11 protein-coding genes are annotated in these 14,830 nt (G+C 59.0%); 6 read left to right on the forward strand and 5 right to left on the reverse strand.

Annotated elements, in window-relative coordinates:
• Positions 1 to 14: 14 nt before the first annotated feature.
• The 3 genes from KZJ38_RS11115 to KZJ38_RS11125 all read right to left on the reverse strand — a co-directional run bounded on the left by KZJ38_RS11115 (position 15) and on the right by KZJ38_RS11125 (position 4,214).
• Complete coding sequence (locus KZJ38_RS11115) at positions 15 to 2,453, reverse strand: beta-galactosidase (protein WP_246641428.1); 2,439 nt, start codon at positions 2,451 to 2,453, stop codon at positions 15 to 17.
• 294 nt (positions 2,454 to 2,747) lie between these two features.
• Positions 2,748 to 3,098, reverse strand: a complete 351-nt coding sequence (locus tag KZJ38_RS11120; RefSeq protein ID WP_219795966.1) for a c-type cytochrome — start codon at positions 3,096 to 3,098, stop codon at positions 2,748 to 2,750.
• Positions 3,099 to 3,269: 171 nt separating this feature from the next.
• On the reverse strand, positions 3,270 to 4,214 hold the full coding sequence (locus KZJ38_RS11125; RefSeq protein WP_219795967.1) for a metallophosphoesterase family protein: 945 nt from the start codon (positions 4,212 to 4,214) through the stop codon (positions 3,270 to 3,272).
• Positions 4,215 to 4,493: 279 nt separating this feature from the next.
• On the opposite strand from KZJ38_RS11125, the gene KZJ38_RS11130 reads away from it, so the two are divergent.
• From KZJ38_RS11130 to KZJ38_RS11140, 3 genes are all read left to right on the forward strand, one after another.
• Positions 4,494 to 5,402, forward strand: a complete 909-nt coding sequence (locus tag KZJ38_RS11130; protein WP_219795968.1) for an alpha/beta fold hydrolase — start codon at positions 4,494 to 4,496, stop codon at positions 5,400 to 5,402.
• Positions 5,403 to 5,539: 137 nt separating this feature from the next.
• Entirely contained in the window at positions 5,540 to 5,965 is a 426-nt protein-coding gene (locus KZJ38_RS11135) for a DUF5990 family protein (RefSeq protein ID WP_219795969.1), read from the forward strand.
• Positions 5,966 to 6,097: 132 nt separating this feature from the next.
• On the forward strand, positions 6,098 to 6,658 hold the full coding sequence (locus tag KZJ38_RS11140; RefSeq protein ID WP_219795970.1) for a lipocalin family protein: 561 nt from the start codon (positions 6,098 to 6,100) through the stop codon (positions 6,656 to 6,658).
• A gap of 297 nt (positions 6,659 to 6,955) precedes the next feature.
• On the opposite strand, the gene KZJ38_RS37105 is transcribed toward KZJ38_RS11140, so the two are convergent.
• A complete protein-coding gene (locus KZJ38_RS37105) occupies positions 6,956 to 7,699 on the reverse strand; it encodes a response regulator transcription factor (RefSeq protein WP_425518242.1) in 744 nt (247 codons plus the stop codon).
• Between the two features lie 1,005 nt (positions 7,700 to 8,704).
• On the opposite strand from KZJ38_RS37105, the gene KZJ38_RS11150 reads away from it, so the two are divergent.
• The 3 genes from KZJ38_RS11150 (at position 8,705) to KZJ38_RS11160 (ending at position 13,524) form a co-directional block, all read left to right on the forward strand.
• Entirely contained in the window at positions 8,705 to 11,026 is a 2,322-nt protein-coding gene (locus KZJ38_RS11150) for an alkaline phosphatase family protein (protein WP_219795972.1), read from the forward strand.
• A 197-nt stretch (positions 11,027 to 11,223) separates the two neighbouring features.
• Positions 11,224 to 12,693, forward strand: coding sequence for a cytochrome-c peroxidase (locus KZJ38_RS11155; protein ID WP_219795973.1), 1,470 nt, complete (start codon positions 11,224 to 11,226; stop codon positions 12,691 to 12,693).
• Positions 12,694 to 12,852: 159 nt separating this feature from the next.
• On the forward strand, positions 12,853 to 13,524 hold the full coding sequence (locus tag KZJ38_RS11160; protein WP_219795974.1) for a hypothetical protein: 672 nt from the start codon (positions 12,853 to 12,855) through the stop codon (positions 13,522 to 13,524).
• A 32-nt stretch (positions 13,525 to 13,556) separates the two neighbouring features.
• On the opposite strand, the gene KZJ38_RS11165 is transcribed toward KZJ38_RS11160, so the two are convergent.
• Complete coding sequence (locus KZJ38_RS11165; protein WP_219795975.1) at positions 13,557 to 14,450, reverse strand: 2OG-Fe(II) oxygenase; 894 nt, start codon at positions 14,448 to 14,450, stop codon at positions 13,557 to 13,559.
• Between the last annotated feature and the right edge of the window lie 380 nt (positions 14,451 to 14,830).

Below are 14,830 nucleotides of genomic sequence, written 5' to 3' on the forward strand. Positions count from 1 at the left end.
CCGTCTCGCTTACTTCACAGACCGGAGATGGACAGTTCGAACTCCGGAATCACGCGCACGCTTTTTAGCTCTGCTGTCTGACCGCCCGTGCTGTCCTGAGGCCGATACTTGCCGTCGATATAGATCTTCGCGTCATCGCGCAGTGGAAGGACCGTCAGCGTGAGCGGAGCAGATAAACTCGCGCGGAGCTCCTTCAACCCGACATTCCAGTCCAGACCGTTATAGAAGCTGTCGTCGATGAGTGCCGTACCGGCAAAAAGCCGGCCGATGTCGCCCACGTAAGAGATCGACAAATACGCGTTGCTCACGCCCTTGAGCGGCTCGGAAGGCAGGTCGATTTTCCAGGCCGCGGCTTTCCCGAAGGTTTCCGGATAAGGCTCGATCGCTGCGTTGGCTACGCCGCCTGTCGCGATCGGCGGAACGGAGCCGGCTGGCCGGATCACCGATGTTGTGACCTGCAGATCCTTGCCTGGAACGGTCGCGTCATACCACTGGAACGCGACGTTATCGTCGGGTCCTGCTGCGGTTCGCGTCACGTCGAAATTCCCGCTCGGCGCCGTAACCGGTGGCGGGAACAGTCCGAAATGAAAGCCGTGTGAATCTGTCGTGCGCAGCACCAGATCGCGATCTCGCACGAAGGGCTGCCCATCGCTCAGGACCAGTTCGCGATGCCCGTTCACGTCGAGCACAGACAGCTTCCCGGCCTGTTTCGCGGAGAGCAGCAGGATGCGCGCATGGGCTCCCTGAGCGGACTGCAACTGCACGATCTGGCCGCTATGGATGACGACACGCGCCGGATCGCCGAGGTCGGCCTGTGCAGTATTCGCCGGTTCGACCACGGACACGCGCGTACCGGCCGCAAACGAAAATTCGGCAGGAATGCCGTCTATTTCGTGAAAGACGTAGAGCGGTCCTTCTGCCGTGTCCAGCCGCGTAACGGGCTGAGCGGTCGCGTAGCGAAGCTGGACGCCGTGCATATCGAGCGCGACGGGCCAGATGAAATAAACACCCGAAGGAATGGTGATCGGCGAGGACGGCACCAGCACGGTTTCGTGAGCCAGCTTCACTGCAAAGCGAACGTCATGCTGTGGCGTCATGCTGTACTGACGCACGTAGTTGCTCATGAACAGAAAGGCGCTTGATCCGTTCGAGCGCAACGCGAATCGCGGCGTAGTCAGGTCAGCGGTGGAACTGGGGAGAACATCCGGACGAGACACCGTCATCGGTGCAAGGTCGGAACCCCACTCCTGCAGAAAGGCATGCACGGGACGAATTTTCCCGAGCACGTCATGCGGCTCTCCGTTCGCGCCGAAAGGGGCCTGGAAATCGTAGTTGACGATCGGCAGATCGTTATAGCCGCCCGATGCCGTCGACTCTTGCAGGTTCAACTCGCCGGGCGGATTGCGACCTCCGTGGAACATGTAGTAACCATAGAGATTCACGCCTGAGCCGAGCTGAACCGGAAGCATGGCGCCGATGTCGTCCGGAGCGACGACCGGCCGGCGCCGGTACATTACCGGCAGGCCGCCCGCGAATTCGGCGCCGAGAAATGGCGTATGCACAGTCACCTTGTCGGCGTCGCCGGTCGAGACATTCGTCGTTTGCGCACCGAGGTTGCCTCCCACCCGGCTCGTAAATCGAAACATATACGGCTCGGTGGGCGGCTTCTGCTTGTCATCGAGACCCCAAGGTTCGTCGGGATATCCGCCGAATACTGGCGTGACTTCCTGATGCGGGAAGACCGTGTTATCCCAGCCGGTCACCGTATAGAGCGGCACATCGAGGCCCGCGTCACGCGCCATTTTCTTCAGCGTTGCAATGTGATCCGCGCCGCGCAAAGGTCCCGTCAGGTTGTATTCGTTTTCGATCTGAACGCCGATAACCGGGCCGCCGTCTTTCCACAGTTCGCCTTTGAGCTGCGTTCCAATCTGCTGGTAAAACCGCTCGACGTAACCGAGATAAACCGCGTCGTTCGAGCGTGTCGGCATCTGATTGACGATCCACTCAGGCACGCCGCCATAGCGAACTTCTGCGTGAGCCCAAGGCCCGATTCGCACGAACGCCTGTAGTCCGTTCTTTGCGCACAATTCGACAAAGCGCCTCAAGTCCCTGTTGCCGGACCAATCGAATTGGCCATCTTTGGGCTCATGGTGACTCCAGATGATATAGGTCGCGACGACATTGACGCCCGCGGCTTTCATCTTTGCCAACTCGGTGTCCCACTCGTCAGCGGGAAAGCGGGAATAGTGAAATTCCCCCATCACCGGTAACCAGGGTTTGCCGTTTTTCTCGAGATAGCGATTGTTGACCGTGATGCTTTGCCCATTCACGGAAGTCGACGTGCCCATCTTGAGCCAGCCCGTTTCCGGTGTTGGCGGAACCACGGAGCCGTCGACCTTAAGATCCGTTGCGGCCGCGGGTGCCGACACGCCGATCGCAAAGGACCCGAGCAACGCATAGATCCCGCAACACGTGGCGCGTTTTGCGAAACTGCTCGGGTTTTTTGAAGCCAGTTTGTCGCCGCGTTCCTGGGCGCGGGAAATCTCATCCGTGGTTGAGCAAGTTCGTACCGGCACGACGTGTCTCCAATCGATGGTTTCGTCTGATCAATACTTTGCTGCGCTAGACTAGACCAACGATTTCGGCATCGTCAAGGATGGTTCATGCGTTCCAATATGTGCAGTGGGGAGGAGCTCGTCTTTTCGCGTCCTCGCGTTGGGACTATCGTGCTGCCGGATAGCGCATCGTCACTTCTGCGTGGCGAGGTAAGCGATGATGTCTGCGCGAGTCTTGGGGTCTCCCACCGAGAAAAACATCTTCGTTCCCGGAACCAGCTTCTGTGGGCCTTGCAGCCAACGATCAATCATCTCGGGTGTCCAGACGATGCCCGAGTTTTTGAGCGCGATGGAGTACGAGTATCCCGGTACCGATCCCGCCTTGCGTCCTACGACGCCGTGGTGCGCAGGTCCGATGTCGTTGTCTCCAATCGAATGGCACGACATGCACGCGCCATAGGCGATTTTTCCTGCAGCCGGATCGCCTGCCGATGCTGCATGCGCGGCGACGCTGAGTGTCGCCGAAGCGAACACGATCGTCATTGCGGTACTCAAAATAGACTTGCTCATATCCGTCTTTCTCCAGGCGTGAAATGGCCGAACACAGCGATCAGCCGATATCGACACATCACCTATAGCAGTGAGGCATGCTTAAGAAACCAGGGTTAGCTTTCCGGTTGCAGCCTACGGGTTTTTGAAGGTGCGCCGCCGCGGTCAGGCGAGGGTTGTATCGGTTAGCGTCGCGCCAGGAGACGTCAGCGCAATCTTCACGTCCGTCACGCCGAGCATTTTCGGAAGCTCGGCTGCGGGGACGGTCAGCGGCATGGGGCCGGGGCCGTTGCCTGCGGTCGGTTGAGGGTAGGCTGTCGAGCGCGCGGTGTGGAAGGTAATGTTGCCTTCCACTTTCGAAACGATTTGATGGATATGGCCGTTCAGGACAGTGACGGAGCCAAAGCGCTTCAGATAGCTCATTGCCTCGTCCGCGTCCCCGGTACCCCAGCCCCATGGCTGGTAAATCGTCCACAAGGGCATATGGGCGAACACGACGATCGGCGTACTCGATGAGCGTTTGGCAAGATCCGCCTTCAGCCAGGCGAGTTGATCGTCACCGAGCGCGCCGAGGCCTTCCGGTTTGAAATTCATGACGTTGTTCAGCGCGATGAAGTGGACGCCCTGATGATCGAAGCTGTAATAGCCTTTATTGGCGGACGCCCGGCCAAAGCGATTGAAATATTCCATGCCGGTTCCGTCCGTGACATCGTGCTCGCCTGGAACGGTATGCAACTCGGTGATTTTCAGTCGCGACAATAACTGCGAGGCATCGTCGAATTGTTGCGGCTTGGACAGGTGGGTGATGTCTCCCGTATGAAGGGTGAGTGCCGGCTTGATGGGCATGGCGTTGACGTAGTCGACCGTCTGCGCGAGCGTGCCGGCCACGTCTGGATTGGCCTCTTTGTTGAAACCGATATGGGTGTCGCTGATCTGCAGGAATAGAGGCATTCCTGCAGCGGCCGCACGATGTTTTTGATCGGCAGCCGAGGCGATGTCGACCGGCGCGAGTACGCCGCCGGCCAGCACGAACAGAGTCCCCGCACCACCGAAGGCGAGGCATTTCAAGGCACGCCGACGTGCCGGATCAGTTGGGAGCGTGAATGACATATCGTCCTCGTAAAACGGGTACAGGCGCTGATCCGCGGGAATATCCGACGGTCTCCTGTACGGTTCACGGTGCATAACTTCAAAAGCTGACGATATATTCCCGATTGTTGTAATTTGATTTGGCGGGCTTGTGTGCGTTGAAGCTTTCCTCGCATTCGCGCAGTTGAACCTATCGCACACTTCGATGCATATAGCCAAACGGGCCGCGCGCGCGATGCTAAGGTTAATTCGCGCTGTCCAACTACGCGGGAGGCTCCCGCTCGCCTATGGAGTTGTGCAATGGAACAACAGGTTACGAGTAGTCGCGACCGGGCAAACGACACTATCCCGGTCGTCCATCATCGATTCGCTAAAGTGGGTGGAGTGAAGGTGTTCTACCGCGAAGCCGGTCCCCATGATGGTCCGGTCGTATTGTTATTGCACGGTTTTCCCACGTCTTCGCATATGTTCAGGAATCTCATTCCTGCTCTGGCAGACGAGTACCGTGTCATTGCGCCAGACTATCCGGGCTACGGCCAAAGCGATTCGCCGGACCGTAGTGAATTCGCCTACACGTTCGACAGCTATGCCGAGATCGTCGACGAGTTACTGGCCCAACTTGGTGCGGCCCGGTATTTCATGTATGTGATGGACTACGGCGCACCGGTCGGATGGCGCATTGCGTTGAAGCACCCGGAACGCATCGCCGGCTTTATCGTGCAAAACGGCAATGCGTACGACGAAGGACTGAAGGAGTTCTGGGACCCCATCAAGACCTACTGGAACGACGGCGCCACCAGTAGTCGTCAGGCGCTTGCTCCATTGCTTACGCTCAAGACAACTATCTTCCAGTACACCGATGGCGTCTCCGACACGACTCGTATATCGCCGGACAACTGGGTTCAGGACCAGGCACTTCTGGATAGACCAGGGAACAACGACATCCAGCTCGATCTGTTCTACGACTATCGAAGCAATCTACCGCTGTACCCCAAGGTCCAATCGTATTTCCGCGAACACAAGCCGCCCATGCTTATCGTGTGGGGCAAGAACGACTTCATCTTTCCAGCCGACGGCGCGCATCCCTATAAGCGAGACTTACCTGAAGTCGAGTTTCATTTGATCGACACCGGACACTTCGCCCTCGAAGACAAGCTCGACGAGATGGTGCCGCTGATACGTGGTTTTCTGAAACGTACCCGTGGCTAGCCAGAACGGGCGCGTCAAACGATGCACCGGGTTGACTCGCGCAACGCATCCTGCGTCCGCTTGCCTCCCGGTGCGCAACGCCCGATTGTCCAGCCGGGCCATCGCTTTGTTCAACCAAACCATCTTGTCTAGCCAGCATGAAACAGGAATTGCGACTTCGAATTGTTGTGACCGAGCCCCTGTCAGATGTTTGGTTCGCCCTGCAACGCGGGAAATCAGAACTGGTTGCGCCAACGTCATCGGGTGAAGAACTGACATTCGATTTTTCAGTCCTCGCCGACCTTGCCTCAGATCCTCCCAGGCTAACGGGAGAGTTCACTCAGGGCCCTCCGGCGACGAGATTTGTCTATATCAACTCGGGCACGTATGCAGGCCAGGCAGGAACGGATTGGTCCCGTCGCGCCAAGGTCCCCCTCACAGGTATTCGCACGTCGCTAGCCGCCAAGGTCATCGCGAGCAATGGCATCCTGCTTGCTCGGGTCTCCGGGATGGCTAAGGACGGTGGGCCGTTTTGCGCATCGGTTCCGCTCCTGACAGATTGGGAAATCAAGGCTCTCTCCTGACAGGGCATTGCAGCGGGCGGCCTCCGTCGACGTCGGGTTTTCGACGTTTTCGATTGCGTTCGGGCTGCGAGGTTGCCGGCGCATAGTCCGGTTCATCACCTTTGCAACCCGTTGTGAAAGGACAATCCCGCTATGCAAAAGAAAATTATTGCCGCTGCGCTAACTGGAACAGCGCTGCTTCTGGGGGCGTGCGCGTACATTCCCCGACCCGGCCCGGTCGGCAACCGCGCCGTGCCGCAGCCGGTCCGATCGGTCGACCTCACCCGATACATGGGCCGGTGGTACGAACAATTTCGCTATGAGGCGTCGTTCGAGAAGGACATGGACGACGTTACGGCGGTGTACTCGCTCAACGACGACGGCACGGTCAAGGTCGTCAATCGCGGCCGCAAGCCGGGCGACTCCGGCGATTTCAGGGAATCGGTCGGCAAAGCGAAAATCGCGGACCCGGAAACGAATGCAAAACTGAAAGTTTCATTCTTCGGGCCGTTCTACGGCAATTACTGGGTACTGGATCATGGCGACGATTATGACTGGGCGATTGTCGGCGAGCCGTCGGGTCGCTACCTATGGGTACTGACGCGCGCAGCGCATCCCGCCCCCGACCTCCTGGCCAGTCTGGAGGCTCGAGTGAGAGCACTTGGTTACGACTGGTCGCTCGTCAGGGTGACGAAACAGAGTGGACCTTATTGAGGTAACACCGCTTAGTCATTGCCTGCGCCCGATAGCCGCTACTAAGCACGGCATCTCGCACGAGGACGACTGGAGCCGGCTGTGGCCGGCGTTGCTGCTTATGTTGCCGGCGTGTGCGTCGCCACCTGGACATCAGTACATAAGTCAATCGGATTTCGCATGCTGCCCGGGAGAGACAGGCGAATGACTTGCGGGTGTCGGCGGCTAGGAGTCATCCACTTGACCTCGCTAACAGCGCGCTAGCGATAGCGGTCGATGATCTCGAACAGTCGACGGCACGATGCGGCAAGCTGCGGTTCAGTGATTGCCGCTGAGGGTAACCATTCGATACCCCTGCCGTTTAACGGATTCTATTGCCACATTCGCGGCACAACGACGCATCTCTGCACGGATCAAACTAATCTGTACAGCGACGTTTTGACTGCTCAACGAAGTGTCACCTCTCCAGACGGCCCTCAAAATCTCGTCGCGTGCAAATAGTGTCTCAGGACGGGAAAGGAAAAAATGCAAAAGCTCGAATCCGATTGGGCCCAGGCGTATTTCTATTTCTTTACCATCCGCGCGACTTATTACGCGGCGCGATATTCGATCTAAAGTCACAGAGCCAAACGTGACGGGCCAGGTCCGCAGTGCGCTGGGCGGCGGTAGCACTCTTGTAACCGATCTCACTCTTGAGAGCAATTCGCTCGCCGAAAAGGGCACCATGATATGGTCATCGGCACCGGCGTCTAGCGCCTCAACACAGTCGTGGTCGCTAGTGGTTGTGCTAACCACAATGACCCGCAAGGCTTTTGTCCTTCGCCAAGAACGAAGATAACGGATGAAAGATACCGTTGGGATCCCAGACACGAATGGTTCCATGACTAAAATCAAGGGCAATGCGGTGCTAATAACGCGGTTCGCGTCAGGGAATGTATGGACCAGCATAACCTGATATCCAGCATCTTGCGCAGATGCTAGCATCGTCTGGTAAAGAGACTCTGTGTCGGAGACAACGAGAATCACATCTTTCATTCCTGCAAAGAGATCCACTGAATACATAGAGTCGCTTGACTGTCGATCGCCTTCAAAATTTGACGAAAATGACCAGGCATCGACGAGATGAGCGAACGAGCACGTCTCGAAGCGCCGACTATGTTACCGAAAATAGAACATTGAACGGGCCTACTGCTTTATTTCGACGTCAGAAATAGGTGCGTGGTCGCAGTCGACAGAACGCGGCGCTTGGTATCGCCGCCATCACACTATCTATAGATTCGTTTCCGTCGAATACATGGACCAACGCTTCGCTAAGCGTCTTGATGCATTGCCGGCGCCGACGATGCGTCCGCTGTTAGAGTGGTGGGTTCTTAGCCTTAAGGGAAAGGCGGGCGAGGGCGAATGTAATCGATAGTTGGCCACGCAGCAAAAAACATCGGTATCGAGACACTGGCGAAAAGAATCAACCGGCCTAGCCGAATCTGTAAAGCGATAATTTTTTATAACTTCATTGCGGGTAGCCTTTTATTTGAGTATCGGCATCCTCAACATTGAGGTGCATCATCGTTGCCCTCGGGAGCCAGTTTATAAGCGGTGGGCGGCTCGGTGCTGAAAGGGCAGGTCAGGTCGTAGACCAGTTCGGTGTGGGTCTGCTTCATCACTCTAATTCAGTATGCTTATCAGCATACGATTGAACTACACATTTATTACCCGATTATGACGGCGCTCAAGTGGCCTGGTTGAAGCTTTTGGTACAGTGCTCCTGAATCGGGGGGGCGTTCGTCAACCCCATGCGGGTATGTCATACGACGACATACCCAAACATAGCGGAGAACCGGTCCCAGACGTATCGAGGAGAAAGCTATCGTGTCTGAAGCTATGCATTGTTCGCGAGTATATTTGTAGTATGCCTTAATATGTAAATCAAATTGAAAGAAATAAAAAAATAAACGATAACGCTGAATGGAACCTTTCACAGAATCTTAATTTTTTGTCCCGATAATCCGACCCCGCCAGAGTTCGAAAGAGCACAAGAAGTAGCAACGCAACTACCCAGGGGCTCCACATATGTCGGTCATTACTAAACCTCGCAATACTCTTCTCCTAACTTCGATCGCGTCGGCGTGCATGCTGACCGCGTGCGGAGGCGGCGACGACGGTTCATCGACGTCCGTCGGCACTGCCCAGCAACAGCAGACGTTATCCGGCGTCGTCTCAGCCACGGGCTTTGTTCCGGGCAATACGACCGGCAACCCGACTATCAAGGCAGGCTATTTCGCCGGCGCTACCGTGTGCTTCGACGCGAACGGAGACGGCGCGTGCGATTCGGAAACGACGACCACGGACGCGAATGGCCGTTTCACGCTGAAGACCACCGGCACCGGACAGTTGATCGCCGATATCAGCACCAAGGCTAAAAACACCGCCAACGGTCAGGCAGTTGCCAGCCACATGATCCTGCGCGCCTCGGCTGCGCAGATCGCCGACCAGGGCTCGACCAACATCGTGATCAGCCCGATGTCGAGCGAAGTGCAGCGTCTCGTCGAAGCGAACGGCACCAGCTACGCAACCGAGAAGAGCAACCTGGCCGCGCGCATGAGCGCACCGGCACTCGGTGCATCGTCGGTAGCCGTGAGCGCATCGGCCGTGCTCAGCGACGTGAACACGCTGTCGGGCGCCGCGCAGCAGTCCATGCTGTTCGAAGAAAACCAGCTGGCGAACCGCTACACGTACGCGACGACCAAGCTCGATCGCCACGACATGTACCCGGACAACCTCGCTGTCGCGGGCGGCGATCCGGCGCTGGTCGGCCTCGCAGGGGTGAGCACCGCCACCGCCGTGGTGCCGGCCAAGCCGCAAACGGCGATTACGTTCGCGCAGTCGCAGCAGGCGGCGTTCAACATCGAAGGCATTCCGCGCTACGACAACATCTTTATCGTGATGCTCGAGAACAAGAGCACGAACACGATTCTCGGCTCGCAGTTCGCACCGAACATCAACGCGCTGCTGGCCGCCAACAACAACTTCACGACCTACTACGCAACCGGCAACCCGAGCGAGCCGAACTACACGGCACTCGGCGGCGCGGACGACTGGGGTATCACCGACGACAACTGGTGGGGTTGCGGTGCCGGCGCGCCGGGCAGCGGCGTGAACAATGCGCCGACGGACGCCCTGTTCCCAGGCGGCACGGCATCGGATGGCGCGCCGCTGGTCGCGACGACCGGCATCACGCCGCCGCAAGACAGCACGCATCTTTCGAACTTTGGTAGCGCGAACTGTGCCGTCGGTACAGCCGCGAACCACAATATCCGAGCGCCAAGCCTGTTCACGCTGATGTCGCAAGCCGGTATGAACTGGCGTACGTACAGCGAATCGATGAACCCGGGTCAGGATCCGCGCTCGGACAGCATTGCCGATGCGGCGGTGTCGGATACCTATACGGGTCCGGGTTCGGTGGGCACGGCATTCGCGGTTCCGAATGGTCTGTACAAGACGAAGCACCATCCGGGCATGGCCTATCAGACCACGCGTGATTTGCCGGAGTTCTACGCTGATAACCGCACCCTGTTCGGCACGCAGTACACGGCTGCGGACTGGGCGAAGTCGACGGCCTACACGATTCCGACCGGCTACAACTACGATCAGTTCAGCACAGACCTTGCGAGCGGTGACGTAGGCAACATCAACTTCATCATGCCGGACCAGTGTGATGACATGCACGGCGTGGGTAACGATACCTCGTGCAAGGGCACCAACATCATCCAGCGTGGCGACGCGTACGTGAAGCTGCTCGTCGACAAGATCCAGGCCTCGCCGCTGTGGGCGAACCGTCAGCGCAAGGTGGCGATCGTCGTCATGTTCGACGAAGGCGGCGGCTCCAGCACCTCTTGCTGCGGCTGGAACACGTCGAAGGCGAGCGGCGACCAGCCGGTGCAGCAGAACGCGGACGGCACCTTCTCGCCGGTGGCGACGCCGCTGTTCAACTACAGCAACGGTAACTTCGGCCACGGCAACTCGATCTTCGGCATGCTGACCAACCAGCAGACCGGGACGCAGGGGGTCACGGACAGCGATTCGTACAGCCACTTCTCGTTCGTGCGTACGCTGCAGGACATGTTCCAGATTGGCGATCCGCAGAAGCCGGCCACGTACCTGGCCCGCGCGAAGTACACGGAATCGTTCATCGCTCAGAACATTTTGAACCTGCCTGAATTCAGCGGCAGCGCGGATACGCACTTCGATGCGGTGCGCCCGATGAATCACGCTTACGTCATTCCGGCGGGGTACACGCAGCGCCTCAACCCGGGCGACGTGAGCGGCACTTCGCTCGCGACCGCTCAGGTCGGTCCGGACGCGAAGCAGACCAACGCCTGGACGCAGAAGTAAGCAGGGCAGGCGGCAGCGGAAGGCGCAATCCGGGCTTCCGCTGCCGCCGATACGTATCCCTTCGTTCATTACCAGTCGATGCATGGCAGGCCGCGTGATGCGCGGCCTGCCATGCATCGTGTGACATCCACCTGCGTTCGCTCTCCATGCCGTTCCCCAACGGAACCGACGGCAAAGCGGACCAGCAAGGAATCGATATGCGCAAGCTTTATGTCGGCGCGCTCATGGGTGCGCTCTTATTGATGCTGGCGGCCTGTGGCGGCGGCAGCGGGGATTCGTCCCAGACCTCGTCGAGCGGATCGCCCGGAACCGGCGGCGGCACGACGCAGCAGGTGAAGCTGAGCGCGGCTGCCCAGGTCGGCAAGCAACTGTTCTTCGACCAGAATCTGTCGGGCGGCAAGAACATGTCTTGCGCGACCTGCCATAGCCCTCAATTCGCGTACGGGCCGCCTAACAGCCTGTCCGTACAGCTCGGCTCGGATCCCTCGGTGGCCGGCCAGCGCGCGGTGCCTTCGCTGCGCTACAAGTCGATGACGCCGCCGTACGACGACGTCGCGGCCAACCCGGATGGCATCACGGGGAACGCGCCAGGCGGCGGCTTCATGTGGGACGGCCGCGCGACGACGCTCGCAACGCAGGTATCGCTGCCGCTTCTCAATCCGCTTGAAATGAACAATTCGTCTGCGGCGAACGTGGTGCAGGCCGTACAGAGTGCGTCCTATGCGCCGCTGTTCCAGCAGGCGTTCGGCGCGGGCGTTTTCTCCAATACGGATTCCGCGTTCACTGACATTGGGCTGGCGCTGAAGGCATACCAGGAAGAAGATCCGAGCTTCGAGCCGTACACGAGCAAGTTCGACCTGTATCTGGGGAACAAGATCGGCGGCACGTTGACCGCGGCGGAGCTGCGCGGACTCGCGCTCTTCAATAACACGGACAACGGCGCAGGATGCGCGGCCTGCCACTTCGGCGGCGCGAATTTCAACGGCTCGGTCGCGTTGATGACCGACTTCACGTATCAGGCGATCGGCGCGCCGCGCAACGACACGCAGATTCCCGGCAATCCGGACCCGATCCCGAGCAACGCGGATACCGCGTATGTCGACATGGGCCTGTGCGGTCCGCTCGCGACGATTCACCCGCCCGGCACGGCGAACAGCGGCGGCGGACCGGATCAGTTCACCGGTGTCAATGTTCCGGATCCGTACTGCGGCCGCTTCAAGGTGCCGACACTGCGCAACGTCTCGACGCGCACGGCGTTCTTCCATAACGGCGTATTCCACTCGCTCGTGCAGGTGCTGAACTTCTACAACACGCGCGATACGAACCCGGAATATTGGTATCCGAGCACGGGTGGCGATGCGAACCAGATGGTTCAGAACCCGTCGTTCGCGCTGTTCCCGCAGGCAGCATCGGGCGCCACGGCCACGCGTTTCAACGATCTGCCCGCGCAGTTCCAGGGCAATATCGACGAAGAGCTGCCGCTGGGCCAGGGGCAGACCGACGCGGGCGGCACGACCGCGGCGGACGGCGCGCTGCCGCGCACAGTCCACTCGACGCCGCAAATGACGCAGCAGAATATCGCCGACGTCATCTGCTTCCTGAACACGCTGACGGACGGTTATCAACCGCCTGCCACGCCGCCGACGAGCGGTGCTTGCGTCAACTAACTAACGACGAACGAGTGACGAGCGGCGCGCGGCCTGGCCCAAGGCCGGCCGCGCACCGCATGCCGCACGATTCCGCCACGCGTGCCTCAGCGCTCAAGCCGCGCGATACGCAACCGACGACTCAATCCAGAAGCTAATCAACCCGAGCAACAAAACACCATGATGCAACGTTCTACCGCCGCCCGCCTTGCTGGCGGCGCGCTGTCCCTGATTGCCCTGACACTGTTCTCCGGTTGCCATAACACGAGCCAGGTCGCCAATCGGGAAAACTTCACCGCCGCCATCAACGGTTTTCTCGAGAAGCACGGGCATATGTGCCTGGCCAAATACGATTGGCCGATTTACGTAACGACCGACGATCGCGCAAGCGGTACGCGCGACGCGCTTCAGATGCCTGTGCTCGAAAAGCTCGGACTCGCGACGGGCAAGGACATGCAGGTTGAGCGCGTCGACGCGGACGGCAAGAAGATCACCGCAATGGCGCGGCAGTATCAGTTGACGCCCGAAGGTCAGAAGTACTATCTGCACTCGCCCGAAGTGGTCGCGACGGCCACCTCGAGCGTGACGCATCCGGCCGATTTCTGCGCGGCGACGCTCACGCTCGACAAGGTAGTGGGCTGGGAAAAGCCGATGCAACTGAACGGCAAGACGGTGACGTCGGTGGTCTACACGTACAAGATCGAGCCGGCGCCGTGGGCGAAGAACGCCGACGCGCAGCGCGTGTTCCCGATGATCAAGCGCGTGATCGAGGGCGCAGGAACAATGCAGTTGCGCGAAGGCGTGTATCTGACGGCGGACGGCTGGGTGGCCGACGAAGTATTCCAGCGCTGAATGCCGTGGGCTTGTGGGTAACGGCTTGTGCGTTACGTGTTGCCGCGCGGCACGAAGCGGCGCGTGCGGATCCATTTGGTGGCCACCCATTTCTCGCCCGCGCGCAACGGCGTGCTCGCATGCAGCGAGCCTGGATCCGACAGCCCGAAGCGGTTGCCGTATTCGAAATAGAGTGCATCGCCGCGTCGCGGCGTAACCGACCAGCCGAGATGAGGGAAGACCGTTTCACCGCCGCCGCCATCGACATCGTTCAGGTACATCAGCAGTGTGCCCACGCGTTGTCCGCTGCGTTCGACCGACTCGATGTTCGCCGCGTTGTTGGAGACCAGGTAGTCGACATGCGGCGTCGATTCGGCGCCGGTCTCGTAATGCAGCAGCTGCAGGCCTTCGCCATTCTCGACCGGCAGCCCGGTGAGCTCGGCGATACGCGCTTCGAGGCGCGCGATCAGCGGCGTTTCGCTGAGACGGAAGAACATGCCGTGGCTGCTGCGATGTCCGGCTACGACGTTACGGCCGGTCACCGGATCGACCACCGTCGAGCGGTCCAGACGAGGGCGCGCGAGTGCGATCAACTGGTCGCATTCGTTCTCACTGAGAAAGTGGGCGAGTTGAACTGCGGCCGGCCGCTGCATGCGCGAGACCACGCGCACCTTGCGCTCGCCGAGCGTGATCAGCGGGCCTTGCGGGATTCGCAGCGCTTCCGGCTGGTATGTCAGCGGCGCTGCGCCGACCTCAATCGTTTCGCCCGGCAACGGTGTGCCGTACAGAAATGCCGACGACACCGCATCGACCATTGCCGACGCGAGCTCGACTGGATTGTTTCGGCCGACCAGTTCTTGCACGATCGCCGGCGGCGCTACGCCGCGCGTCAGATTGTGGGCGATCCAGTCGCGGACTTCGGCGGGAAAACGGACGGTTATCGACATCGGAATATCGCAGCTCAAGCTGAACAGGTTGTGAACACAACAACATCCAGCCACCATGATAACGATTGTCGACTGCATTAGCGAATGAAAATGTCAATTCTCGAAGCAAAAATGATCGGTAGGACAGGAGAAAAATTGTGCCCATATTTCTCTAAAAACGAATGAGGAACGGTGCGAGCATTTATTACTTCCGCGTCGATAAGGTTTACTAATTGCATGACAAAAATCTCATATTAGTGAAGCAATGCGAAAAGGGCCGCGCAGCGAATCTGTTCTGTCATTCAAGAGACATACGGCGATGCTTTAATTCGGCATCCAGAGATAATTCGACAATTTTTAATGTCGAAGATCGATATGTACTCCAACGCTGATTTATTAAC

The organism is Paraburkholderia edwinii (assembly GCF_019428685.1).
Lineage (GTDB): Bacteria > Pseudomonadota > Gammaproteobacteria > Burkholderiales > Burkholderiaceae > Paraburkholderia > Paraburkholderia edwinii.